The organism is Paraburkholderia largidicola, assembly GCF_013426895.1.
In the GTDB taxonomy this organism is placed as follows: Bacteria; Pseudomonadota; Gammaproteobacteria; order Burkholderiales; family Burkholderiaceae; genus Paraburkholderia; species Paraburkholderia largidicola.
In genome coordinates this window covers 1,083,387-1,107,765 of record NZ_AP023175.1, presented here as the reverse complement: position 1 = coordinate 1,107,765, position 24,379 = coordinate 1,083,387, and the positions used below count along the sequence as shown (strand labels likewise).

Annotated in this window: 23 protein-coding genes; 16 read left to right on the top strand and 7 right to left on the bottom strand. The window is 63.3% G+C overall.

All coding sequences use genetic code 11. The annotated features are described in order from the left end of the window. Positions 1 to 10: 10 nt before the first annotated feature. The 7 genes from PPGU16_RS21545 (at position 11) to PPGU16_RS21515 (ending at position 8,752) form a co-directional block, all read left to right on the top strand. Positions 11 to 2,410, top strand: a complete 2,400-nt coding sequence (locus PPGU16_RS21545; protein WP_180724780.1) for an aldehyde dehydrogenase family protein — start codon at positions 11 to 13, stop codon at positions 2,408 to 2,410. Between the two features lie 69 nt (positions 2,411 to 2,479). Further along, positions 2,480 to 2,944 carry an RbsD/FucU family protein gene (locus tag PPGU16_RS21540; protein ID WP_094297856.1) on the top strand — a complete coding sequence of 155 codons (465 nt, stop codon included), beginning with the start codon at positions 2,480 to 2,482 and terminating at the stop codon, positions 2,942 to 2,944. A gap of 5 nt (positions 2,945 to 2,949) precedes the next feature. Further along, on the top strand, positions 2,950 to 3,909 hold the full coding sequence (rbsK, locus tag PPGU16_RS21535; protein ID WP_180724779.1) for a ribokinase: 960 nt from the start codon (positions 2,950 to 2,952) through the stop codon (positions 3,907 to 3,909). Between the two features lie 50 nt (positions 3,910 to 3,959). Continuing rightward, entirely contained in the window at positions 3,960 to 4,979 is a 1,020-nt protein-coding gene (locus PPGU16_RS21530; protein WP_180724777.1) for an ABC transporter permease, read from the top strand. 108 nt (positions 4,980 to 5,087) lie between these two features. Further along, complete coding sequence (locus PPGU16_RS21525) at positions 5,088 to 6,092, top strand: substrate-binding domain-containing protein (RefSeq protein ID WP_007585635.1); 1,005 nt, start codon at positions 5,088 to 5,090, stop codon at positions 6,090 to 6,092. A gap of 79 nt (positions 6,093 to 6,171) precedes the next feature. Continuing rightward, complete coding sequence (locus PPGU16_RS21520) at positions 6,172 to 7,704, top strand: sugar ABC transporter ATP-binding protein (protein WP_180724776.1); 1,533 nt, start codon at positions 6,172 to 6,174, stop codon at positions 7,702 to 7,704. Between the two features lies 1 nt (position 7,705). Then, positions 7,706 to 8,752, top strand: coding sequence for an ABC transporter permease (locus PPGU16_RS21515; protein ID WP_180724775.1), 1,047 nt, complete (start codon positions 7,706 to 7,708; stop codon positions 8,750 to 8,752). A 752-nt stretch (positions 8,753 to 9,504) separates the two neighbouring features. Here the strand turns inward: PPGU16_RS21515 and PPGU16_RS21510 are convergent. Beyond that, on the bottom strand, positions 9,505 to 10,236 hold the full coding sequence (locus PPGU16_RS21510) for a DeoR/GlpR family DNA-binding transcription regulator (RefSeq protein ID WP_180724774.1): 732 nt from the start codon (positions 10,234 to 10,236) through the stop codon (positions 9,505 to 9,507). A gap of 311 nt (positions 10,237 to 10,547) precedes the next feature. Here PPGU16_RS21510 and PPGU16_RS21505 point away from each other — a divergent pair, with 311 nt between their 5' ends. Beyond that, on the top strand, positions 10,548 to 10,985 hold the full coding sequence (locus tag PPGU16_RS21505) for a DoxX family protein (RefSeq protein WP_180724773.1): 438 nt from the start codon (positions 10,548 to 10,550) through the stop codon (positions 10,983 to 10,985). Between the two features lie 138 nt (positions 10,986 to 11,123). After that, entirely contained in the window at positions 11,124 to 11,396 is a 273-nt protein-coding gene (locus PPGU16_RS21500; protein WP_180724772.1) for a hypothetical protein, read from the top strand. Between the two features lie 86 nt (positions 11,397 to 11,482). On the opposite strand, the gene PPGU16_RS21495 is transcribed toward PPGU16_RS21500, so the two are convergent. Continuing rightward, the gene (locus tag PPGU16_RS21495; protein ID WP_180724771.1) at positions 11,483 to 12,988 is read right to left on the bottom strand and encodes an MFS transporter; all 1,506 of its coding nucleotides are present in this window, start codon (positions 12,986 to 12,988) and stop codon (positions 11,483 to 11,485) included. Positions 12,989 to 13,077: 89 nt separating this feature from the next. Further along, a complete protein-coding gene (locus PPGU16_RS21490) occupies positions 13,078 to 14,385 on the bottom strand; it encodes an MFS transporter (protein ID WP_180724770.1) in 1,308 nt (435 codons plus the stop codon). Positions 14,386 to 14,649: 264 nt separating this feature from the next. Between PPGU16_RS21490 and PPGU16_RS21485 the strand changes: the two genes are divergently transcribed. Further along, positions 14,650 to 15,375 (top strand): response regulator transcription factor, encoded by a 726-nt coding sequence (locus PPGU16_RS21485; protein WP_180724769.1) that lies wholly within the window; start codon positions 14,650 to 14,652, stop codon positions 15,373 to 15,375. A gap of 85 nt (positions 15,376 to 15,460) precedes the next feature. Here PPGU16_RS21485 and PPGU16_RS21480 read toward each other — a convergent pair whose 3' ends face one another. Then, on the bottom strand, positions 15,461 to 16,366 hold the full coding sequence (locus tag PPGU16_RS21480; protein ID WP_180724768.1) for a dihydrodipicolinate synthase family protein: 906 nt from the start codon (positions 16,364 to 16,366) through the stop codon (positions 15,461 to 15,463). Between the two features lie 348 nt (positions 16,367 to 16,714). On the opposite strand from PPGU16_RS21480, the gene PPGU16_RS21475 reads away from it, so the two are divergent. From PPGU16_RS21475 to PPGU16_RS21450, 6 genes are all read left to right on the top strand, one after another. Beyond that, complete coding sequence (locus PPGU16_RS21475; RefSeq protein WP_180724767.1) at positions 16,715 to 17,680, top strand: 4-hydroxyproline epimerase; 966 nt, start codon at positions 16,715 to 16,717, stop codon at positions 17,678 to 17,680. Further along, a complete protein-coding gene (locus tag PPGU16_RS21470; protein ID WP_180724766.1) occupies positions 17,677 to 18,804 on the top strand; it encodes an NAD(P)/FAD-dependent oxidoreductase in 1,128 nt (375 codons plus the stop codon). The genes PPGU16_RS21475 and PPGU16_RS21470 overlap by 4 nt, the downstream gene beginning before the upstream one ends. After that, positions 18,797 to 19,069 (top strand): (2Fe-2S)-binding protein, encoded by a 273-nt coding sequence (locus PPGU16_RS21465; RefSeq protein ID WP_180724765.1) that lies wholly within the window; start codon positions 18,797 to 18,799, stop codon positions 19,067 to 19,069. The genes PPGU16_RS21470 and PPGU16_RS21465 overlap by 8 nt, the downstream gene beginning before the upstream one ends. Beyond that, positions 19,066 to 20,358 (top strand): FAD-dependent oxidoreductase, encoded by a 1,293-nt coding sequence (locus tag PPGU16_RS21460; protein WP_180724764.1) that lies wholly within the window; start codon positions 19,066 to 19,068, stop codon positions 20,356 to 20,358. Before PPGU16_RS21465 ends, PPGU16_RS21460 begins: the two co-directional genes overlap by 4 nt. A 158-nt stretch (positions 20,359 to 20,516) precedes the next feature. Continuing rightward, on the top strand, positions 20,517 to 21,302 hold the full coding sequence (locus PPGU16_RS21455; protein WP_180724763.1) for an AraC family transcriptional regulator: 786 nt from the start codon (positions 20,517 to 20,519) through the stop codon (positions 21,300 to 21,302). A 106-nt stretch (positions 21,303 to 21,408) separates the two neighbouring features. Beyond that, positions 21,409 to 21,744 carry a hypothetical protein gene (locus tag PPGU16_RS21450; RefSeq protein WP_007587508.1) on the top strand — a complete coding sequence of 112 codons (336 nt, stop codon included), beginning with the start codon at positions 21,409 to 21,411 and terminating at the stop codon, positions 21,742 to 21,744. A 41-nt stretch (positions 21,745 to 21,785) separates the two neighbouring features. Here the strand turns inward: PPGU16_RS21450 and PPGU16_RS21445 are convergent, their stop codons facing one another. The 3 genes from PPGU16_RS21445 to PPGU16_RS21435 form a co-directional block, all read right to left on the bottom strand. After that, complete coding sequence (locus tag PPGU16_RS21445; protein WP_224028108.1) at positions 21,786 to 22,103, bottom strand: hypothetical protein; 318 nt, start codon at positions 22,101 to 22,103, stop codon at positions 21,786 to 21,788. Between the two features lie 138 nt (positions 22,104 to 22,241). Next, entirely contained in the window at positions 22,242 to 22,580 is a 339-nt protein-coding gene (locus PPGU16_RS21440; RefSeq protein ID WP_180724762.1) for a hypothetical protein, read from the bottom strand. Between the two features lie 1,085 nt (positions 22,581 to 23,665). Next, positions 23,666 to 24,349: a TetR/AcrR family transcriptional regulator gene (locus PPGU16_RS21435; protein WP_180724761.1), complete on the bottom strand. Its 684-nt coding sequence runs from the start codon at positions 24,347 to 24,349 to the stop codon at positions 23,666 to 23,668. Positions 24,350 to 24,379 lie beyond the last annotated feature (30 nt).

Sequence of the window (24,379 nt, the reverse complement as noted above, 5' to 3'; positions counted from 1 at the left end):
GATCGATCCCATGAGCGTAGCCGAGTATTTTTCATCGATGGAGTACGGTCCCGCACCCGAGGACGATCAACCAGCGCGTGCGTGGCTCGCGCAGCATGACGCGACGTTCGGCCATTTCGTCGACGGTGGATGGCGCGCGCCCGCAGCGGGCGAACGTTTCGCATCGCACGAACCCGCGACGGGCGATCTGCTCGCGCATATCGCACAAGGCGACGCAGCCGACGTGGATGCCGCCGTCGCCGCCGCGCGCGCCGCGCAGCCGGGCTGGCTCGCGCTGGGCGGCGCGGGACGCGCGCGGCATCTGTATGCGCTGTCGCGGATGGTGCAGCGGCATAGCCGTCTGTTTGCCGTGCTCGAAGCGCTCGACAACGGCAAGCCGATCCGCGAAACGCGCGACATCGATATCCCTCTTGTAGCACGGCACTTTCTGCATCACGCGGGCTGGGCGCAACTGCAGGACAGCGAGTTCAAGGACTTCGCGCCGCTCGGCGTGATCGGCCAGATCGTGCCGTGGAATTTCCCGCTGCTGATGCTCGCGTGGAAGATCGCACCTGCCATCGCGACGGGCAACTGCGTCGTGCTGAAGCCAGCTGAATACACGCCGCTCACCGCGTTGCTGTTCGCCGAACTCGCGCAGCGCGCGGGCTTGCCGAAGGGCGTGCTGAACGTGGTGACGGGCGATGGACGCACGGGTGCGGCACTCGTCGAACATGCCGGCGTCGACAAGATTGCATTTACGGGCTCGACGGAAGTGGGCCGCGTGATCCGCGCGGCGACTGCGGGCACGGGCAAGTCGTTGACGCTGGAGTTGGGCGGCAAGTCGCCGTTCATCGTGTTCGACGATGCGGATCTCGACGGCGCAGTCGAAGGCGTAGTCGACGCGATCTGGTTCAACCAGGGCCAGGTGTGCTGCGCAGGCTCGCGTCTGCTCGTGCAGGAAGGCGTTGCTGCGCGCTTCATCGACAAGCTCAAGCGCCGCATGGCGACGCTGCGCGTCGGCCCGTCGCTCGACAAGAGCATCGATATCGGCGCGATCGTCGACAAGGTGCAACTGGAGCGGATCGACTCGCTCGTCGAAGCAGGCCGCCTGGAAGGCTGCGAAATCTATCAGTCGACGCAAACGACGGTGCCCGCGGGCGGCTGCTTCTATCCGCCGACGCTCGTCACGGGCGTCGCGCCTGCCTCGACGCTGGCGCAGGAAGAAATCTTCGGCCCCGTGCTGGTGACGATGACGTTCCGCACGCCGGACGAAGCGGTCGCGCTCGCGAACAACACGCGCTATGGTCTCGCCGCGAGCATCTGGAGCGAAACGATCGGCCGCGCGCTCGACATTGCGCCGCGCCTTGCGTGCGGCGTCGTGTGGGTCAACGCGACGAATCTGTTCGACGCGGCGGTCGGCTTCGGCGGCTATCGCGAGTCGGGCTATGGACGCGAAGGCGGCCGCGAAGGCATCTACGAATACGTGAAGCCGAAGGCATGGCTCGCGCTCGGCGAGCGTCGCCCGGTGCATCGCGTGACGGAGGTGTCGACGCAAGCGCATGAGTTTGAACAGACCGCCGATGTGCTGGCGATCGACCGCACCGCGAAGCTCTTCATCGGCGGCAAGCAGGCGCGCCCCGATAGCGGCTACACGCTGCCCGTGTATGGCGCCGATGGCGCGCTCGTCGGCGAAGTGGGCGAGGGCAATCGCAAGGACATCCGCAATGCCGTCGCGGCGGCGCGCGGCGCGCAGAAATGGTCGCAAGCTACCGCGCACAACCGCGCGCAGGTGATCTATTACCTCGCGGAAAATCTCGCGGTGCGCGCGCATGAGTTCGTGCATCAACTGGTGAAGCGCACGGGCGCAAGCATTGCCGAAGCGCGCCGCGAAGTGGACGCGTCGGTGACGCGCCTGTTCGCGTATGCCGCGTGGGCCGACAAGTTCGACGGCGCGGTGCATGCGCCGCCGCTGCGCGGCGTCGCGCTCGCGATGAACGAGCCGCTCGGCGTGATCGGTATTGCGTGCCCGGACGAAGCGCCGCTGCTGTCTTTCATTTCGCTGATCGCGCCCGCGCTTGCGATGGGCAATCGCGTCGTTGCCTTGCCGAGTTCGTCGAGTCCGCTTACAGTGACCGACTTCTATCAGATCGTCGAGACGTCGGATGTGCCTGCGGGCGTGCTCAACATCGTGACGGGCGAACGCGCTGCGCTGTTGCCGGCGCTCGCGAAGCACGACGACGTCGATGCGCTGTGGTGCTTCGGCTCCGCGAAAGATTCGGCGCTTGCCGAACGCGAGTCGATTGGCAACCTGAAGCGCACGTTCGTCGATCATGGCCGCGCGTTCGACTGGTACGACCCATCGAGCGAAGGCCCGGCGTTTCTGCGCCATGCAACACAAGTCAAGAACATCTGGATACCGTATGGCGACTGATCGTGTTCTGATCGCCTGACAGGGCATGACAGAACGATAGCGCGCCAACCGAATAACGGAGGAGACAACGTGCTGAAGAATCTGGACCCGCTGTTGAACGCCGATGTGCTGCACGCGCTGCGCGCGATGGGCCACGGTGACGAAGTGGTGATTTGCGACGCGAACTTTCCGGGCGACTCGGTCGCGCGGGAGTCCGTGACGGGCAAACTGCTGCGGCTCGATGGCGTCGATGCGCCGCGCGCGATTCGCGCGCTGCTGTCGGTGCTGCCGCTCGATACGTTCGTCGACGATCCTGCCTCGCGCATGGAAGTGGTCGGCGAGCCGAACACCATTCCCGCCGTGCAGCGCGAAGCGCAGGCCGAAGTGAACGAGGCCGAAGGGCGCGACGTGCCGTTCGTCGGCATCGAGCGCTTTGCGTTCTATGCGCGCGCGAAGAAGGCCTACTGCGTGATCGCCACGGGCGAAACGCGCGGCTACGGCTGTTTCATCTTCAAGAAGGGCGTGCTGCTCGCGCCCGACGCACCGAAGGAATGACGACGATGGCCACGCAACAGAAAGAAGGCCGCGTCGTCATTCTCGGCATCTATGTGACGGACCTCACGTTTCGCGCGGACCGCATGCCGCTGATCGGCGAAACGATCGCGGGCAATGCGTTCAAGATGGGCCCCGGCGGCAAGGGCTCGAACCAGGCCGTCGCGGCGGCGCGAGCGGGTGCGGACGTGGTGTTCTGCACGCGCCTCGGCAACGATGCGTTCGGTCAGATTGCGCGAGCCACGTGGGACGCCGAGGGCATCACGGCGCGTGCGTCGGTCGTCGACGGTGCTTCGACGGGCGCAGCGCATATTTTCGTCGACGACACCACCGGCAAGAACGCGATCATCGTCGCTTCCGGCGCGGCAGCGACGATGAATGCGGGCGACGTCGACGCGATCGAAGCGGATATCGCCTCGGCGCGCGTGTTCGTCACGCAGCTCGAACAACCGGTCGCGGCAGCGAAGCACGGCCTCGAAGTCGCGCGCAAGCATGGCGTGACGACCGTGTTCAATCCCGCGCCCGCGTTGCCGCTCGACGACAGCATCTTCCCGTTGTGCGACTACATCACGCCGAACGAAACGGAAACGACCGCGCTGACGGGCATCGAAGTCAGCAATGTCGACGATGCGCGCCGTGCCGCCGACGTACTGCTGAAAAAAGGCGTGCGCAACGTGATCGTGACGCTCGGCGAAGCGGGCGCGTTGCTGCATTCCGCGGAGCAGTCGGTGTTCGTGCCTGCGTTCCAGTGTGGACGCGTCGTTGAAACGGCAGGCGCAGGCGATGGTTTCACAGGCGGTTTTGCGGCGGCACTCGCACGCGGCGCGGATGCCGTCGAAGCGACGCGCTTTGGTTGCGCGCTGGCGGGCATTTCGGTGACGCGCCCCGGCACCGCGCCGTCGATGCCGACGCTCGCCGAAGTCAACGAAGTGCTGGCGCAGGCCGGTCATCCGCTTTCAACGCATTGAGCGCGTGCGCCGCCTGATGCGGCGCGCGGCATGAAGGAGTTCGTTTCGACATGAAGTCCTCGCTTTCCGCCGGCCTGTTTCGCGACCGGCAACTGAACTTTCTGCTGGCCGTGAACGTGCTCGTCGTGCTCGCCGCGACATGGATCTCGCACGGCCAGTTCGTTTCGCTCGACAACCTTCAGTCGATGGGCGGCCAGTTGCCTGAACTCGGCTTGCTCGCGCTCGGCATCATGCTGTCGATGGTATCGGGCAACGGCGGCATCGATCTGTCAGGCGTCGGGCTGGCGAACCTGTCGGGCATGGTCGCGGCGCTGGTCGTGCCGAAGTTCATCAGCGGCGACGATTCGCCGATGCTCTACACGGGCGTGTTCTGCGCGATCGTCGTGGTCATGGGTGCGATTGGCGGGCTGGTGAACGGCGTCGTGATCGCCCGTTTGCGCCTCACGCCGATTCTCTGCACGCTCGGCACGCAGCTGCTGTTCACGGGTTGTGCCGTCGTGTTGAGCAACGGCGCGTCGGTGCACGTCGATTATGTCGAGCCGCTGTCGGATATCGGCAATGGCACGTGGTTCCAGGTGCCCGTTTCATTCGTCATTTTCATTGCGGCTGTCGTCGTGCTCGGCTGGCTGCTGCGGCGCAGCCCGTTCGGCTTGCGCCTGTACCTGATGGGCACGAATCCGAAAGCCGCGTTCTACACGGGTATTCCGCGCGCGCGGATGCTGATTCTCACGTACATGATGTGCGGCATCCTCGCGTCGCTTGCGGGGCTCATCAGCGTCACGCACACGTCGAGCGCGAAGTGGGACTACGGCAATTCGTATCTGCTGATCGCGATCCTGATTGCCGTGATGGGCGGCGTGAATCCCGCGGGCGGTTATGGTCGCATCGTCTGCGTGTTTTTCGCGGCGACGGTGCTTCAGTTCCTGTCGAGCTTCTTCAATCTGCTCGGCGTGTCGCAGTTCTTCGGTGATTGCGCGTGGGGTTTCCTGCTGCTGGCATCGCTCGCGTTTGCGGGCGGCGAGCGGGTGCGTGCGATCTTCGGTTTCGCGCAGCCGAATCAGAGGCGTTAGCGCTGCAGCGATGGTTTCAGCGGACATCGGGGCCCTGGATTTCCGCGTGCATATGAAGGGGCGACACCAACTCATGACTACATCACTAAAGGCAACGGAGACAAACGCATGAAACTGACCCGACTGAGCGCCGCCCTTGCAACGGGCGCACTCGCGCTGGGCGTGATCGCCGCCGCGCAAGCCGCGACCAACGAAACGATCGTCACGGTCGTCAAGGTCACGGGCATCAACTGGTTCAACCGGATGGACGAAGGCGTCAAGGAGTTCGCGAAGGACAACCCCGGCGTGCAGGCGTATCAGACGGGCCCGGGCCGCGCCGACGCCGCGCAGCAGCTCAAGATCATCGAAGACCTGATCGCGAAGAAAGTGACGGCCATCGCCGTCGTTCCGTACGATCCGCCGACGCTCGAACCCGCGCTGAAGAAGGCGATGGATCGCGGCATCAAGGTCGTCACGCATGAAGCGGACAACGCGAAGAACACGATGGTCGACATCGAAGCCTTCGACAACTCCGCGTACGGCGCGGGCCTGAACGAGCGCCTCGCGTCGTGCATGCATCAGGACGGCAAGTGGGCCGTGCTGGTCGGCTCGCTCGGCAGCCGCTCGCAGGTGCAATGGGCCGACGGCGGCATCAACAACGCGAAGGCCAAGTACCCGAAGCTGAATCTCGTCGAGCCGAAGCTCGAAACGAACAACGACGGCGAGAAGGCGTATGAAGTGGCGAAGGAAGTGCTGCGCAAGCACCCCGACCTGAAGGGCTTCCAGGGTTCGTCGTCGCTGGACGTGATCGGCATTGGCCGCGCAGTGGAAGAAGCGGGCATGCAAGGCAAGATCTGCGTCTACGGCACGGGTCTGCCGACGGAAGCGGGCAAGTTCCTCGAAAGCGGCGCGGTGAACGGCATCGCGTTCTGGGATCCGAAACAGGCCGGTCTCGCGATGAACAAGGTTGCGCAGATGCTGGTCGAAGGCAAGACCGTGCAGAACGGCGCGGATCTCGGCATTCCGGGCTACACGAAGGTGACGGTCGAGAAGGGTCCGGGCAAGGGCATCATCGTGCGCGGCCAGGGCTGGGTGAACGTCGACAAGACGAACTACAAGCAATACAACTTCTGATCGTGGCATCACCGCGTGCGGGCTTTCGCTAGCGAGCGCCCGCACGCTTCGATATTCATCTGGAGCACGGCTTTTCAGCATGAATCAAAACGTTTCCTCCACGCCGTTCCTGCAGGTGGTCGGCGTACACAAGCGGTTCACGGGCGTGCATGCGTTGCGCGGCGTGAGCCTGTCTTTCGATCGCGGGCAGATCTATCACCTGCTCGGTGAAAACGGCTGCGGCAAGAGCACGCTCATCAAGATCATCTCCGGCGCGCAGCCGCCCGATGAAGGCGAGTTGATCATCGAAGGCGTTTCGCACGCGCGGCTTTCGGCGCTCGAATCGCTGGCGGCGGGCATCGAGACGGTCTATCAGGACCTGTCGCTGCTGCCGAACATGAGCGTCGCCGAAAACGTTGCGCTGACGTCGGAACTTGCGGAGCACAACGGGCGCCTCACGCGCACGTTCGACCGCAAGGCGCTCGCGCGCACCGCGGCGAAAGCGCTCGAAGCCGTGGGTTTGCCCGGCGATCCCGAATTCCAGTCGACGCTGATCGAACAGTTGCCGCTCGCGACGCGGCAGCTCGTGGCGATTGCGCGCGCGATTGCGAGCGAAGCGAAGTTCGTCATCATGGACGAGCCGACCACCTCGCTCACGCAAAAGGAAGTGGACAACCTGATCGCCGTGCTCGGCAATCTGCGCGCGCAGGGCGTGACTGTGCTGTTCGTGAGCCATAAGCTCGACGAGTGCTATGCGATCGGCGGCGAAGTGATCGTGTTGCGCGACGGCCAGAAGATGGCGCAAGGCCCGATTGCCGATTACACGAAAACGCAGATCAGCGAGCTGATGACAGGCCGTCATCTGTCGAGCGAGCGGTATCGTGAAGGCGAAGTCGGTACGGAAGTCGTGCTCGATGTGAAGGGCTACACGCGCGGCGCGCAGTTCCGCGATGTGTCGTTCGCGCTGCATCGCGGAGAGATTCTCGGCGTGACGGGGCTGCTCGATTCGGGCCGTAACGAACTGGCGCGCGCGCTGGCGGGCGTTGCGCCGGCGGAGAGCGGCACGGTGACGCTCGAAGGCAGGCACGTTGTATTGCGCACGCCGTCGGACGCGAAGGATCATCGGATCGGCTATGTGCCCGAAGACCGCCTGAACGAAGGGCTATTTCTGGACAAGTCGATTCGCGACAACGTGATCACCGCGATGATTTCGAGCTTGCGCGATCGCTTTGGACAGGTCGATCGCGCGCGCTCGCAGCAGCTTGCCGAGCAGACCGTGAAGGACTTGCAGATCGCGACGCCGGGCGTCGACAAGCCGGTGCAGTCGCTGTCGGGCGGCAACCAGCAGCGTGTGCTGATTGGGCGCTGGCTCGCGATTGATCCACGGGTGCTGATCCTGCATGGGCCGACGGTTGGCGTGGATGTCGGCTCGAAGGACATCATTTACCGGATCATGCAGAAGCTGTCGCAGCGCGGCATCGGCATCATTCTGATCAGCGATGACTTGCCCGAGCTGCTGCAGAATTGCGATCGCATTCTGATGATGAAGAAAGGCCGCGTGGCGAGCCAGTATCGCGCGGATCAGTTGAACGAAGCGGAGCTGTATCACGCTCTGCTGTCAGAGGCTGCATAAGATGTCGTCTATCATGGACCGGACTGTGACTACCCCCAACGTCGTCGAAATCGCGCCCGAGGTGAAGCCGCCCACGTGGCGCGCGAAGTTCTCGCGCAACCCGGAGTGGTTCACGACGGCGCTGATCGTCGTGACGTGTGTGATCGTCGGTGCGATCAATCCGCGCTTCTTTCAGCTTGCGACGCTGTTCGATCTGCTGCATTCGGCGACGACGATGTCGCTGTTCGCGCTTGGGACGCTCGTGGTGCTCGCGTCGGGTGGTATCGATGTGTCGTTCACGGCGATCGGCGCGCTCACCATGTATGCGATTACCAAGGCTGTGTTTGCGTGGTGGCCGGACGCGCCGTTTGCGTTGATTCTTGTCGTTGGCGCGCTGGGCGGCATTGTGCTTGGGGTGATCAATGGTGTGCTGGTGCACCGGCTGAAGGCGCCTTCGCTGATCGTGACGATTGGTACGCAGTACTTGTATCGCGGGATTTTGCTGACGTTTATCGGCACGACGTTCTTTATGAACATTCCGCACAGCATGGATCATTTTGGGCGTATTCCGCTGTTCTTTTATCACACTGCCGATGGGTTAAGGGCGGTGTTGCCGGCTTCTGTGTTGGCGCTTGTGATTGCATCTGTTGTCACGTGGTGGCTGCTGAATCGCACGATGATGGGGCGTGGGGTTTATGCCATGGGTGGTTCGCTTGCTATTGCCGAGCGGCTTGGTTATAACCTGCGGGCTATTCATCTTTTTGTGTTTGGTTATACGGGGATGCTGGCGGGAATTGCAGGCATCCTGCATGTGTCGAATAACCGGTTGGCCAATCCTTTTGATCTTGTCGGCACTGAACTCGATGTGATCGCTGCGGTGATTCTGGGCGGGGCCCGGATTACTGGTGGGACGGGGACTGTTGTTGGTACTTTGCTTGGGGTCGTGCTCGTTACGCTCATTAATAGCGTGCTTATTCTTGTTGGGGTGCCGAGTACCTGGCAGAAGGTTATTATCGGGGCGTTTATTTTGATTGCTGGGACGTTGTTTGCTCTTCAGCGGAAGGGTTAGTGGTTGTTGTTTGCGACGCTGGGGTGGTTTGCTTTTGTTTTGCGCCGGCGTCCGCGTGATGTTATTGGTCTGCAAGCGTCGCCCCTGTGCGGGGCGGCACCTACTTTTCTTTGCCGCCGCAAAGAAAAGTAGGCAAAAGAAAGCGGCTCACACCGCCAGTGCTTGTTCCTATCCACGGGCCCCCAACGTCCCCATCCTTCACACGGCAGTGCCCTGGTTAGTGCTCGTTGCCAACGCTTCGAATGATCGCATCACCCGCTTCAGGCACCCATACAACGGCAGACGGCAGCGAATGGTATGTGCCGCCCAGGTGGCAAACTGTGTGCAGGTTGTCGCGACGTAGAAGTTAGCGCTCTTACAGGTGGAGCGCATGCGCTATCGGTCCGAAGTGAGGCGTGTGGAGTACTTTGGCCTACACACTGTTTGCCACCTGGGCGGCGGTGGACTATCTGGCGCGGCATTCGGTAATGCGGGCGCGCGAAGCGGGTGAGGCGTACAGAGAGAACGTTGGCAACGAACGCGAACAGGTGCGTTGCCGTGTGAAGCGTAAGAACCGTTGGGGGCCCTCAGGCAAATACAAGAACTGGCGGTGTGAGCCGCTTTCTTTTGCCTACTTTTCTTTGCGGCGGCAAAGAAAAGTAGGTGCCGCCCCGCACAGGGGCAACGCTAGCAAACCAATAACATCACGCGGACGCCAGCGCAAAGCCAAAGCAAAAGCAAAATACCCGAGCATCGCAAGACAGACAAAAAACCTAACCCTTCCGCTTCGCGGCAACCACCTGCCCCTTCTCGGTAATGATCGAAGCAAACTCCTCGACCTTCGAGAACCGAACCGCCTTAACAACACCAAACTTGCTGCTATCAACCACGAGATGACTCTCGACAGCCGCCGCCATCGCGGCCTGTTTAAGCGCGACTTCATGAAAATTCCAGCACGTCACACCGTGCGCATCATCAACGCCGCCGGCGGAAATAAACGCCTTGTTGATCCCCATGCGCCGAAGCACCTCGATGCTTTCCTCGCCCGAAAACGAATCCGACGACGGCACATATACACCGCCCAGAAGAATCATCCGCACATTAGGCTTGCGCCGCAAAATCTCCGCTACATTCAGCGAATAGCAGACAATCGTCACATGCAGATCGTTGGGAATCAGCCGCGCGAGCGTAGTGAGCGTCGTCCCGCAGTCGATGAATAGCGTCTCGTTGTTCACGATCAGCTTCGCCGCCACAGCCGATGCCTCCGCCTTGGCCTGCGCGAAATGGTCCTTTTCCTGCTCCAGCGAATAGCCAGCCGTGTTCGGCACGTCCGTCGCGCTGACGATATAACCGCCCAGATACGTAAAATGCCCCGGGCTCGCAGCAATGTCCCGGCGTACCGTCATCTCCGATACGCCCAGTAACGTCGCCGCGTCGCGCAGGCGCATCACGCTCTGTTTGGCCAGCGCATCGGCGAGCATGCGCAGACGTTCAGTTTTCAGCATGGGGATGGTCTCTTCAACGCGATGTTGAGCCGAGTTGGCGCGTTAGATTTTGTTCGATTTCCTGAGAAGATTATAACAAAGCTGCGCATGCACAGGCTGGTGAATTTGCTCAATTTACGGGCATTCCCCGACATCGCGTCCGTGTCGACGTCGGTGTCCGCATCGAGGTGACGCAAACTCGGAATGCGGCAGATTTGGCCTATGTCGATTGCTTGGAAAAGCGGGCCATTCCACTTATTCTGACTTGAGCGCCCGGGAACTGATGACGTGCGGCCCGGTCTTCTGCTTAATTCAAATCAGGAGCCACATCCATGACGCGTCCCGTCGATTCCGGCGTAATTCTTCTTGCCCGCCTCGCGCTTGCCGTGCTGTTCCTCTGGGGCGGCGTGATGAAGCTGCTCGGCTATGCGGGCTTCGTCGGGTATCTGCATTCGAAGGGCGTGCCGTTCGTGCAGGTCGCCGCGCCGGTTGCGACGGCCGTCGAGGTGCTCGGCGGACTTTTCCTCGTGGTCGGCTTCAGGATCCGCGCGCTCGGCCTGTTCATGGCTGCTTACACCATCGCGACGGCCGTCCTCGGACACGACTTCTGGAACATCACCGACGCGACCTTGCAGCGCGACATGATCATCCATTTCTGGAAAAACGTCGGCATCGCGGGCGGATTTCTCCTGCTGTTCGTCACGGGCGCGGGGCGCATCAGCGTCGACGGCGCGCGCGCGCCGCGCGGCGGCCTGGGCAGCAGCCTGTGATCGTTGCCCGCGCAGCGGCACGAGATCAGCACGAAAGCGGCAATAAGCGGGCCCTCTGTTGCGACGCCGCCGCAAGAGCGGGCATCATTCGTGCACCATCGACGTTTGGCAAGCCAATTCGACTACAAGGAGCACGCGATGATTCAAGCTTTTGACCAAACGATCAACGGCACGGTCATGCAGTTTTGCGCGAGCCTCGGCGAAGGGCCGACGCCGCATCGTGTGATCATCAGCCGGGCCGATACGGCCGAAACGCTGGTGATCCTCGATGCAGCCGGATTGATCAGCTCGATCAAGGCGGAAATCGAACAGCCGGAAACGCTCGTCGCCGACGCGATCCGCAAGGTGCAAAGCGAAGGGCTCATCGAAAGAGCGCTCGATACGGGCACGATTCAGGAGACGACGCTGTAACGCCTGCTGCCGTTTTCCGCCATTTACAACACCCACGATGCCGCGTGCATCGTGGGTGTTTGTGTTTTTAGCGGCTCATGCGCGCGTCATTTGCTGGCGTTGGCAGGCCGCGCGCCATGACGGCCGCCGCGCGCCCGATCGTGCGTGTGTGGCTCGGGATGCACGAGACACGCGAGCCCGAGCGCGCACAGCAGGATGCACGACGAGATCAGCGTCGACGATCCGAGGCCGGCCACGACATGCGCTGCGCCAGCCGCACCCGCCGCGTCGGACGCGCTCGCGAGCGCGCCGAACGCCGCCACGCCGACTGCGCCGCCCGCCTGTCGCGCCGTGTTCAGAACCGCCGAGGCCGTGCCGGCGCGTTGCGCGTCGACGGAAGCGAGCACGGCCGTCGTCATTGCCGGGACGGCGAGGCCCATGCCGGACGGGATCAGCAGAAACGGTACTAGCAGCGTCCAGAGCGGTGAAGCGGCTTGCGCGAAATGCAGCAGACCATAGCCGAGCGCGGCCGTGATCGCGCCCGCGATCATCGGCACGCGTGCACCGAAGCGCCCGACCACCCAGCCGCTCGCGACGTTCGAAACCAGGAACCCGCCCGTCAGCGGCAGGAACGCGAGACCCGCCTGCAGCGGCGTCTCGCCGCGTGCGTGCTGCAGATAAAGGCTCAGCACGAACACGACGCCGTAGTAAGTCAGATTCACGCAGATACCGAACAGCACGGCCGCGCTGAAGGTGCGGTTGCCGAAGAACGTGAGCGGCAGCATCGGCGTATCGACGCGACGCTCGGTGATGGCGAACGCCACCGTCGCGATCAGCGCGAGCACGAAGCTGCCGCAAACGAGCGGGTGCGTGAGCCCGAGCGGCCGCCATTCGATCACGGCACCCGTAAAGGCCGTCAGCGCGACGACCGCGAGCAGTTGGCCGACGGGATCGATGCCGCGTGGACGTGCAGTCGACGGCGCTCTATCAGCGGCCGCCCGCGGACGCGGCACCCACGCGAAGGTTGCTGCCAGCCCCAACGCGCAAATGGGCAGATTCACCAGAAAGATCGCGCGCCAGCCGAATGCAGCGATCAGCAATCCGCCGATCACCGGGCCCGCCGCAATCGCGATCGCGCCTGCCGCCGTCCACAACCCCACAGCGCGGGCGCGCAGCTTCGGATCGTGGCTGCATGCCTCGTTGAGCAACGCGAGCGAATTGGGCAGCATCGCCGCCGCGCCCATGCCTTGCACGGCGCGCGCGGCGACGAGCAGCGCGGCGCCCGAAGCGAGCCCGCAGGCCAACGACGCCGCCGCGAACAGCGCGATGCCGCACGCGAACATCCGCCGCGCGCCGAAGCGGTCGCCCAGCACACCCGCCGACAGCATCAACACCGCGAATGCGAGCGTGTACGCATCGACGATCCATTGCAGGCCGGTGACATCCGCATGCAGATCCGCGCCGATCTTCGCGAGCGCGATATTGACGATGGTCACGTCGAGTTGCGTGACGACGAAGCCGACGCTGACCGTCGCGACGATGCGCGCGAGCGCCGGCGTGAAGCGGGGTACAGGAGAAGTATTCATGCGTCGATGATAGGGCGGCCCTGCCATGCGACGTTTTGGACCGGCTTGAAGTGTCGATGCGACGACCCGTCCAGGGGGGGCAAGTGGCGTGCCCGCGCACGCCACCTGAAACGGCTTTACTGCGCGGCGTCCTTCTTCACGAAGCACGCGGTCAGGGCGCCGATCACGCACAGCGCGCCGACGTAGAGCGCGGGCGCCATCGGATTCGACTTCAGCATCAGCGAAACGACGATCGGCGTCAGGCCGCCGAACACCGCGTACGCGACGTTGTACGAGAAGGAGATGCCCGAGAAGCGCACCACGGGCGGGAACGCATTGACCATCACGAACGGCACCGCGCCGATCACGCCGACGAACAGGCCCGCGATCGCGTACAGCGGCACGAGCATCGCGCTATCGACGGCGAGTTGCTGGAACAGCACGTAATACGCAATGCCGAGCCCGACGCAGCCGACGAAAATCGTCCGGCCCGCGCCGAAGCGCCCCGCGAGCGAGCCCGCCAGCACGCAGCCGATCGTCAGGAACAGCGTCGCGATGCTGTTGGCGAACAGTGCCGTCGCCGGCGCGATGTGAAACTGCTTTTGCAGCAGCGTCGGCGTCATCAGGATCACGACGACGATCGCGGCCGACAGCATCCACGTGAGCAGCATCGACACGATCACGGCGCGGCCATGATCGCGCAGCACGGCCTTCAACGGAATTTCCGCGGCCAGCGATTTGCGCTGCTTCATTTCGGCGAACACGGGCGTCTCGTGCAGCCAGCGCCGCAGATAGACCGAGACCAGGCCGAACACGCCGCCGAGCAGGAACGGGATGCGCCACGCGAAATCGGTGATGTCGGCGGGCGCGAAGTGGCGGTTCACGGCCGACGCGACCAGCGAGCCGAGCAGGATGCCCGCCGTCAGGCCCGCTGTCAGCGTGCCGCACGCATAGCCGACGTGGCGCTGCGGCACGTGCTCGGAGACGAATACCCACGCGCCCGGCACTTCGCCGCCGACAGCCGCGCCCTGCATCACGCGGAACAGGAGCAGCAGCACGGGCGCCATGATGCCGATGCTCGCGTAGGTGGGCAGCATGCCCATCATCAGTGTCGGCAGCGACATCAGCAGCACGCTCAGCGTGAACATGCGCTTGCGGCCGAGCAGATCGCCGAAGTGCGCCATGATGATGCCGCCCAGCGGCCGCGCCAGATAACCGGCGGCGAAGATGCCGAAGGTCTGCAGCTGGCGCAGCCAGTCGGGAATCGACTGCGGGAAGAACAGCTGTCCGATCGCCGGGGCGAAGAACACGAAGATGATGAAGTCGTAGAACTCGAGCGCGCCGCCGAGCGCGGCGAGGCTGAGTGTCTTGTAGTCGTTGCCCGTGAGGGGGCGCGCGTGCGCGCTGTCCCTGGCGTGTGGTCTACCCAGTTCTGTTGCTTGCATTGCCTGTCGTTGTATGAATAGAAGAGCCGCGCGTTGCGCGCGGAGTACGGCGGTCGTCAGGCGGGAAGTGCGGCAGTGCGGGGTAGGGCACGGGACACGGCGCGCCAGCCCGGATAGGGCGGCGCGATGACGATTTTGGCCAGCCCGCGATTTTACAGGATGTAATTTGTCGCAGAACCTTTGCAAATTCAGACAAGTCTGATGGGCTTAACGAGAAGGCGTGAACAGAATCGCGATCCTGGACCAATTGTCGGGGACTCATCAATGCGTATCGCCATTCTTCAGCGTGACCTCGTGCAGGGTAAGTTGCTGGAAAAAATCATCGTTCAGGCTGGCCACAGTTGCGTCGTGTACGACGACGGCCTGACGCTCTCCAAGGTGCTCGCCCGCTCGACGGTCGATCTGCTGATTCTCGACTGGCACGCGCTGCGTCTGTCGGGCACGGATGTGCTCAAGGCGGTCCGCTCGGTAGGCGGCGAGCGCATGCCCGTGATGTTCGCGTCGGTGGATGGCTCGGAAGAAAGCGTCGTGCGCGCGTTCGTGCTGGGCGCCGACGACTACGCCACGCTGCCCGTGCGGCATGCCGAGTTTCGCGAGAGGCTGTCCGCACTGCTGCGGCGCGCGTATCCGGAACGCTACGGCAAGGACAGTTTCGACGTCGGCCCGTATCACTTCGACACCCGCCGCCAACTGGTCACGCTGCGCGGCTCGCCGGTGCAGTTGTCAGGCACGCAGTACCGGCTGGCGTCGCTGTTCTTTTCGAACATCGGCCGCGTGCTGTCGCGCGATCACATCTTTGCGATGGTCTGGGGCCGCGAGTTCCGCGAGGTGACGCGCACGATCGACAGCCACGTGTCGCGCCTGCGCATGCTGCTGGAGATCGAGCCGCACAACGATTTCCGTCTGCAGCCCGTGTACAAGAGCGGCTATCGGCTGCTGCATCTGCGCGTGAACGACACCGCCGCTGTGCCGCATGCAGAGGCGGCCTGAGCGGAGTAGAGCGGAGTTGAGCGGTTCTGGCGGCGGCTTCCTGTGCAAGGAAGCCGCCGCTTTCTTTTGTTTCCCGCGTTCGTGCTTACAGCTTCGGCAGAGCCGGACGCGCTTCGATCGCGCGGCGGATCAGCGTTTCGACGGCCTTGCGCTCGTCGCCGGCGAGCGGCAGCCGCGGCGGACGCACGGGCTCCGTGCCAAGGCCGACAATCGCTTCCGCCAGCTTGATGTTCTGCACGAGCTTCGCCGATACATCGAGCGCCAGCAACGGCGCGAACCAGCGATAGATCGCGCGCGCCTCTTCCAGCCGTCCCGCCTTCAGCAACTTGTAGATCGCGACCGTCTCGTGCGGGAACGCGCACACCAGCCCCGCGACCCAGCCATGCGCGCCCATCAGGATCGCTTCCATCGCCAGATTGTCGACGCCGCACAGAATTGCATAGCGGTCGCCGACTTCGTTGATGAGATCGGTCACGCGCCGCACGTCGCCGCACGATTCCTTGATCGCGACGATCTTCTTCTCGTCGGCGATCTCGGCGAACATCTCCGGCGTCATGTCGACGCCGTACGCGAGCGGATTGTTGTAGATCATCAGCGGCAGCGGGCTGGCGTCGGCGACCATGCGGAAGTGGTTCAGCGTCTCGCGGCGGTCCGACAGATAGCGCAGGCCTGGCAGCACCATATAGCCCGCGGCGCCGCGCTTCGCGCCCGCTTCGGCCTGGCGGCAGCCGTCGAGCGTGCTGTTTTCGGCGATCGTCAGCAGCACGGGCACGCGGCCGCGCGAGGCTTCGACGGCCACGTCGAGCACCTGCAGCTTTTCATCGAGGGAAAGCGTGGACGCCTCGCCGAGCGAGCCGCACACGATGATCCCGTCGACACCCGCGTCGATCTGCGCCTCGATATTCTTGCCGGTCCATGCGCGGTCTATGCTGAAATCCGCGTTGAACTTGGTGGTGACTGCGGGCAATACGCCTTCCCAGATATGCGCCACGACTGCTCTCCTGAAAGTGATGAGTCGAGTGCAGTGTAAGCAGGGAATATTCGGATGTCTTGCGCGAATCGCGCGTTCCGCGTGACGATTTCGGCATAGCGGCTGTGCGAGGGGAATCCCTGATTTACGATGCTTTCAGCGTTTCGTGCTCGCGTTGCCCTTCATTCAACCGCCGAACGCGGCGGAACCGTTAGCCTACCCGCGCTCGACGCGGCCACGCGCTGCCTGCTCGATGACCCAACCGGCCGCAACCCGGATGCAGGCGGCATCCGCGTTCTTCAGACTATGCTGAAATCGTCACAATCCACGCGCAGCCGCTTCAAGACTGCGGGCCGCCGCGTTTCTACCATGAGTGCCATGAAAACCTTGAACGTCATCGATTCGCACACGGGCGGTGAACCGACCCGCCTCGTGGTGTCCGGCGGCCCCGACCTCGGCGGCGGCACGCTCGCGCAACGGCTCGACGTGTTTCGTGCGCGCTTCGACGACTGGCGCGCGGGCATCGTCACCGAGCCGCGCGGCTCGGATGTGGTGGTCGGCGCGCTGTTGTGCGAACCGGATCGCAAGGAATGCGCGGCAGGCGTGATCTTCTTCAACAACGTCGGCTACCTGGGCATGTGCGGACACGGCACGATCGGCCTCGTGGTGTCGCTGGCGCATATGGGACGCATCGGGCCGGGCCGGCATCTGATCGACACGCCCGTTGGCATCGTCGAGGCGACGCTCAACGCCGATCTCAGCGTGTCGGTGCGCAACGTGCCCGCGTACCGGTATCGCAAGGACGTGAGCGTCGATGTGCCCGGCTTCGGTCAGCTGACGGGCGATATCGCGTGGGGCGGCAACTGGTTCTTTCTCGTCGCGGACCATGGCCGCACGCTGGACGCGTCGAACATTCCCGAACTCACGCAGTTCAGTTCGACGATCCGCGACGCGCTGATCGCAGCGGACATCACGGGCGCGAACGGCGCGCTGATCGACCACATCGAACTGTTCGGACCGGGCTCGCGAGAAGGCATCGACAGCCGCAGCTTCGTGCTGTGTCCCGGCAACGCGTACGACCGCTCGCCGTGCGGCACGGGCACGAGCGCGAAGGTCGCGTGTCTCGCTGACGACGGCAAGCTCGCGGCGGGAACGGTGTGGCGGCAGGAGAGCATCATCGGCAGCGTGTTCGACGCGAGCTATGCGGAAGGCGGCACGCAGGACGGCGTGGCGACCGTCATTCCGACCATCACCGGGCACGCGCACATCATGGCCGAGAGCCGCCTTTGCTTCGACGAACGCGATCCGTTCGCGTGGGGCATCCGCACGGTATGACGGCGGATGTCGTGATCGTCGGCGCGGGTATCGTCGGCGCGGCGTGCGCGGCGGAACTCTCCGCGCGTGGGTTGCGCGTGACGGTGCTCGACGCGCAGGGTATTGGCGGCGGCGCGACGGCGGCGGGCATGGGGCATATCGTCGTGATGAACGACTCGCCGGCGGAGTTCGCGTTGAGCCGTTATTCGCGCGACTTGTGGCTGGCGCTTGCCCCGCAGTTGCGAACCCGCGATGCGTTCGCGCGCTGCTGCACCCTGTGGGTCGCAGCCGACGCCGAAGAACTCGACGCCGCGCGCGAGATGCACGCTGCCTTCACCGCGCAGGACGTCGCGGCGCAACTTTTAGACGAACGCGCCTTGTACGATTGCGAGCCGTCGCTCGCGCCGGGCATGGCGGGCGGCTTGCTGATCGGGCATGACAGCATCGTCTATGCGCCATCCGCTGCGCAATGGCTGCTCACGCAATCGCCGGGCGCTGCGCGCATCGACTTGAGGCTGCATGCGCAAGCCGTGGCCGTCGATGCGCAGCACGTCACACTGTCGAATGGCGAGCGTGTCGGCGGCGCGCACATCGTCGTCGCGAATGGACTGCAGGCGCGCGAACTCGTGCGCGGCTTGCCGTTGCAGCCTAAAAAAGGCCACTTGCTGATCACCGACCGCTACCCTGGTTTCATCCGCCATCAACTGCTCGAACTCGGCTATATCAAGAGCGCTCATCACGCGACAGGAACATCCGTCGCGTTCAACGCGCAACCGCGCCCGACAGGACAACTGCTGATCGGCTCCTCGCGCCAGTTCGACACCACCGATGCAGCCGTCGAAATGCCCGTGCTCGCGCAGATGCTGCAACGCGCGGCGCGTTATCTGCCCGAGTTGCCGACGCTCAACGGCATTCGCGCATGGACGGGTTTTCGCGCGGCATCGCCGGATGGCATGCCGTTGATTGGCCCAGCAGGCAGCGCGGCGCCTGGCGTGTGGCTCGCTGTCGGCCATGAAGGACTGGGCGTGACGACGTCGCTGGGGACCGCGCAGTTGCTCGCCGCGCAGATCACCCGGACAGCGTCTGTCATTGCCGTCGATCCGTTTCTGCCAGCGCGTTTCGAGTTGGGGGCATGTCATGTCTGAAGCGGTTCTTCCACGCGTTCGCCTGACGATCGACGGCCAGCCTGTCGAGATCGAGCAGGGCGTCACCATCGCCGCTGCGCTGGCAGTGTGCGGTGGGAGCGCATACGGCACGCGTGCGTCCGTCACTGGCGAGCCGCGTGCGCCGATGTGCGGCATGGGCGTGTGCCAGGAATGCCGCGTCACGGTCGATGGACGCATGCATGTGCTCGCCTGTCAGACCGTGTGCCGCGACGGCCAGATCGTGCAAACAACGAGGCCGCGATGAACGGCCAACACTTCGATGTCGTCGTCGTCGGGGCGGGACCGGCGGGCCTCGCGGCCGCTTGCGAGGCGGCGAAAGGGGACGCTCGCGTCGCCATGCTCGACGACAATCCTCGTGCGGGCGGTCAGGTATGGCGCAATGGCCCCGCGCATCCGCCATCGGATGACTTGGCTGCGCTTCTGCATGAGATCCAGACGAAGGGCAACGTGACGCTCACGTCTGCGACACGCGTTATTGCGCCGCTCGACAAAGGGCGTCTGCTGGTCGAGTCAGCGGAACCGGGCGGCGCGTGCATTGGCTACGACCGCCTGATTCTCGCCACGGGCGCGCGTGAGCTGCTGTTGCCGTTCGACGGCTGGACGTTGCCCGGTGTAACGGGCGCGGGCGGCTTGCAGGCGTTGATCAAGGGCGGCGTGCCTGTGCGCGGCGAGCGCATCGTGATCGCGGGCAGCGGTCCGTTGCTGCTCGCGTCGCTCGCGACCGCGCGCGCCGCGGGCGCGCGGGTCGTGGCCGTGGTCGAGCAGGCGTCGTTGGCGTCGGTGGCGCGCTTCGGCGTGTCGCTTGCGGCAACGCCCGCGAAGCTCGCGCAGGCGTTTCAATTGACGCACGGCTTTGCAGGACTCCGTTATCTGACATCGAGCGTAGTGCGCGCGGCACAGGGTAGTGGACGCGTCGAGCGCGCGATCGTCGAACGCGCGGGTGGACGCAGGGAGACGATCGATTGCGACCGCATCGCTTGTGGCTACGGCCTCGTACCGAATACGACACTCGCGCGCGCGTTGGGCTGCGCAACGCGCGCCGACGGTGCAATCGCTATCGACGAAGCGCAGCGCACGTCCGTCGCTAACGTCTTCGCAGCGGGCGAGTGTGTGGGCGTCGGCGGGATGGAGCTTGCGCGGGTAGAGGGGCGGATTGCGGGCCTTGCCGCCGTGGGCGTCGAGCAGGGCGACTGCGTCGTGCAACTGCAACGGGAACGCGCGCGCTGGCAGCGTTTCGCGGCGCGCGTCGAGTCGGCATTCGCGTTGCGCGACCACGCGCGCCAACTGCCCGCCGACGATACCTTGCTCTGCCGTTGCGAAGACGTATCGGTCGGCGAGGTCCGCGCGCATGCAAGCTGGCGCGACGCGAAGCTGCATACGCGTTGTGGAATGGGCGCGTGCCAGGGGCGCATCTGCGGCGGTGCGGTGGAGGCGTTGTTTGGCTGGGATGTGACGCAGATGCGGCCGCCTGTCCACCCGGCTCAAATCGCCACGCTGATGCTTGCAGCCGATGAGGATACGGCCGCGCGTTGACCCGCCGGTCCGCGAGAAAGATAACAGGACCCGCGCATCTGACGCACTCACGCAGTTTTATTTCACCCGCCACGCGCCGCCCTATAATCGATCAGCCCCGCGAAACGCGCGCCGCGGCAATCTTCACGTCCTCGCAGCCCATGCACGGAATCCTCACGATGAATACGTTCGCTTCTACGCTCGATGCCCTCGACGCGCTCGATTCGGGTGAGGCGTCGCTGGCCGGGATGCTTTCGCATTTCGCGCTGCTCGAGCCCGTCTTCGATGCGATGCCCGATATCGTGTTCTTCGTGAAGGACGCGCAGGCGCGCTACGCGCTCGTCAATCGGACGCTGGTGTCGCGCTGCGGATTCAAGGAGAAGGAAAAGCTGCTTGGCAAGACGGCGGAAGACGTGTTTCCGAGCCGCTTCGGCCGCATCTACACCGCGCAGGACAAGGCGGTGATTCACGTCGGCAATCAGATGGTCGATCAGCTCGAACTGCATCTGTATCCGGGCCGGCAGCCCGGCTGGTGCCTGACCTGCAAGCAGCCGTTGCGCGACGCAGCGGGGCGCGTGGTCGGGCTGGCGGGCATTTCTCGCGATCTGCGCGCCGATGAAAGCAGCCACCCGGCTTATAGTCGGCTCGCGACGGTCGTGCAGTATCTGCAAGAGAACTATGTGCAGCCGCTCAACCTCAAGCAGCTTGCCGCGATGGCCGACATGTCGGTTGCGCAGCTCGAACGGTATTTTCACAAGGTGTTTCATCTGACGCCGCGCCAGGTGTTGCTGAAGACCCGGCTCGATGCGGCCACGGCACTACTCGTATCGCACGACAAGGTCACCGATGTCGCCGCGCTGTGCGGCTATACGGATCACAGCGCGTTCACGCGGCAGTTCAAGGCCACCGTTGGCGTGACGCCGACCGAATACCGGATGCTGTTGCACGGTACCTCGCGCAACTAACTGTCAATCCCGCCCCGCGACATTGAGTAAAAGCAAAACCTGCGATTAGCCGCGCCTGCGGTCAGAAGCTAGTCGAAAACAATCAAACATCAGCAGCCAGAGAACGATGCCCGCCCGCCGCGCAAAGCTTCGCTATTACGTGTACGTGGTCGCGCTCGACGATACGGTCTGGAACGAGGCACGCTTTCGACGCGCGAATCCCGACTACCGGTTCGAACGGCCGTGCGTGTATGTGGGTATGACCGGGCTGGATCCGGACTTGCGTTTCGACCGGCACAAAGCGGGCATACAGTCGAATCGCTATGTGCGCGACTATGGTTTGCGGCTGATGCCGGAACTATACGAAGTCTTCAATCCGCTGCCGTATGACGGCGCACGCGACATGGAAGTCGAACTGGCGATCGGCTTGCGGGAAGCGGGGTATGGCGTGTGGCAGGCGTAATGTCGAGCGCGAGGTGCGACAAAGCGCGCGAAGTGTTCGGCTTATTTGCTGACGCCGAGTCCGCGCAGAATCGCGTTGCCTTCGGGCGTCAGGCGAATGTGGGATTCGCCTGCATCCGAGCCGATGGTTTCGACGAGCCCGGCTTCCTGCAGTGTCGGAATCTCCGGCTTGGCGAACGCAGCCATGGGCGCGTGCAGCAACAGCAGCAGCGTCGCGAGTTCATGCGGGCTCAGGAGCCGGCGGAGAATGGTCGTCTTTTTAGGCGGCGCTGCTTTCGCGGCGGCGGCTTGCGCGGGTGCGGCCGGAGTATCGGTCGCGATGCGCTTCGTCGGGTCGTTGCGGTCTTTGTAGTAATCCATCCTGGCACCTGGGTGGAACGCGGGTCAGTGTGAAGGACGAATACTGGCAGCGCAGACTTAAACGATTCTTAAACCATCCGCCTTCGAGGGGCGGATAAGTTGTTACATCCAGTTACGCCGCCGCGCTCGCGAGCGGCCTCAAGGCGCGCATTCTTTGCTCGCGCTTTCGATCCACAGGTTCGACGTATTGCGCTTTCCCGCGTAGTAGCGGAACGTCGTGGCGCCGTTGTCGGCGCGGATCTTGACGATGTTGGACTCGCCGAAATCGAGCATCTGGCCTTGCGGGATGGGGGTGGTCTTGACGGGCGTGTCGTGCTTTGCCGCGGCCTGGGTCATGCACTGGATGACGTCGTTGACGGGGCGATTCGTCATGTTGTCTTTCATCGGATCGCCGGCATCCGGGTTGTGAGAGGCCTGATATTGCGCGCAGGCGGCAAGCAGGAACGGGATGGACAGGGTGACGGCTAGCTTCTTCATGAGTCTCCTTCTGGTTGGCGGTGGGCGCCGCGCGAGGCGTCGGATGATGGACGTGCTCGTCGATGCGGAACCGCAAAACGTTCGGGAAATTATATCGGTGCAAGCGGTGTGCCTGATTTTTTGCAGGCAGTCGATGGGGGTTCTTTTGCCGCCGGCGGTTTGGGTGGGTATTTTTTTAATATCCGAATAGTACTAACTGGATGGTATGAATGTAGTTAAACGCCAAAGACCAGGATTGTGGTGAGGTGGGTGTTGGGCAAGCGGTTTGGTTTTTTGGCTTTTGCGCTGCATCCGCGGTTTGCTTCTGGTTCGCAAGTGTTGCCCCTGTGCGGGGCGGCACCTACTTGTGGGTTGTCTGCGACGCTGGTGGGTTTGCTTTGGTTTGCGGTGGCATCCGCGATTTGTTAGCTTGCTTCGAGCGTTGCCCCTGTGCGGGGCGGCACCTACTTTTCTTTGCCGCCGCAAAGAAAAGTAGGCAAAAGAAAGCGGCTAACACCGCCAGCACTTGTTTCTATCCACGGGCCCCCAACGTCCCCACGCTTCACTCGGCAGTGCCCTGGTTGGTGCTCGTTGCCAACGCTTCGAATAAACGCTTCACCCACTTCGAATACCCGTGCTCAGGCCAGCGTCAGCGAATGGTATATGCCGCCCAGGTGGCAAACTGTGTGCAGGTTGTCGCACCGCATAGGTTAGTGCTCTTACCAGAAACACCAATCTTGCTACCCAGTCCGGAGTGATGCGCGTATGGCGCGAAAGCCTACACACAGTTTGCCACTGGGCGGCGGAGGACTATCTGGCACGGCGTGCTGTAACGCGGGAACAGGAAGCGGGTGAGGCGTACAGAGAGAACGTTGGCAACGGACGCGAACTGGCGCGTTGCCGTGTGAAGCGTAAGAACCTTTGGGGGCCCTCAGGCAGGAACAAGGATTGGCGGTGTGAGCCGCTTTCTTTTGCCTACTTTTCTTTGCGGCGGCAAAGAAAAGTAGGTGCTGCCCCGCACAGGGGCAACGCTTGCGAACCAATAACATCACGCGGATGCCACCGCAAAGCACAAGCAAACCCAAACCGGGCCGCAGGCAAGAACGCTACCGCTTAACAAACCTCAACGTAGCATCAACAATCATCGCGCGATGCCGCGCCCTGAGCCTTGAATGAGAAGGGTCCCGCCCAAACGCATTCCCAAACGTATGCCGATTGGCAATCCGATGAAAGCACAACGAACTGATCAACAGATGCAGATCAATCGGATCGATATCGTCACGAAAATCCCCTGAAGCAACGCCTCTCGCAAGCAGATCTTCAATCGTGTGAATGACAGTCGCATTACGATTCTTAAAGGTCTTGACCTGCTCGATATATTTAGCGCCGTGAATATTCTCGATCGTCACGAGTCGCACGAAATCGCGATGTTTATCATGATAGTCAAACGTAAACTCAACGAGACTACGCAGCCCGTCAACAGGGCTCATATCGCTGACCTTCAGATCCTGCTCGAGCGCGCGAATATCGCCATACACTTTCTCGAGCACGGCCTCGTACAACCCTTCCTTGCTGCCGAAGTAGTAGTACAGCATGCGCTTCGTGGTGTTGGTGCGCTCCGCAATCGCGTCGACCCGCGCACCCGTGAGTCCCATCGACGAAAACTCCTGCGTGGCCACCTCGAGGATGTTGCGCTTCGTCTCTTCGGGATCGTATTTGCGCCGTGGTTCGGAGGATTCTTTCGGGGTCTCGTTATGCTCGGGCGCGATAGCTCGGCTTCCCTTTTTCATTGTGTATTCCGGCGGCGATGACGTTTCATT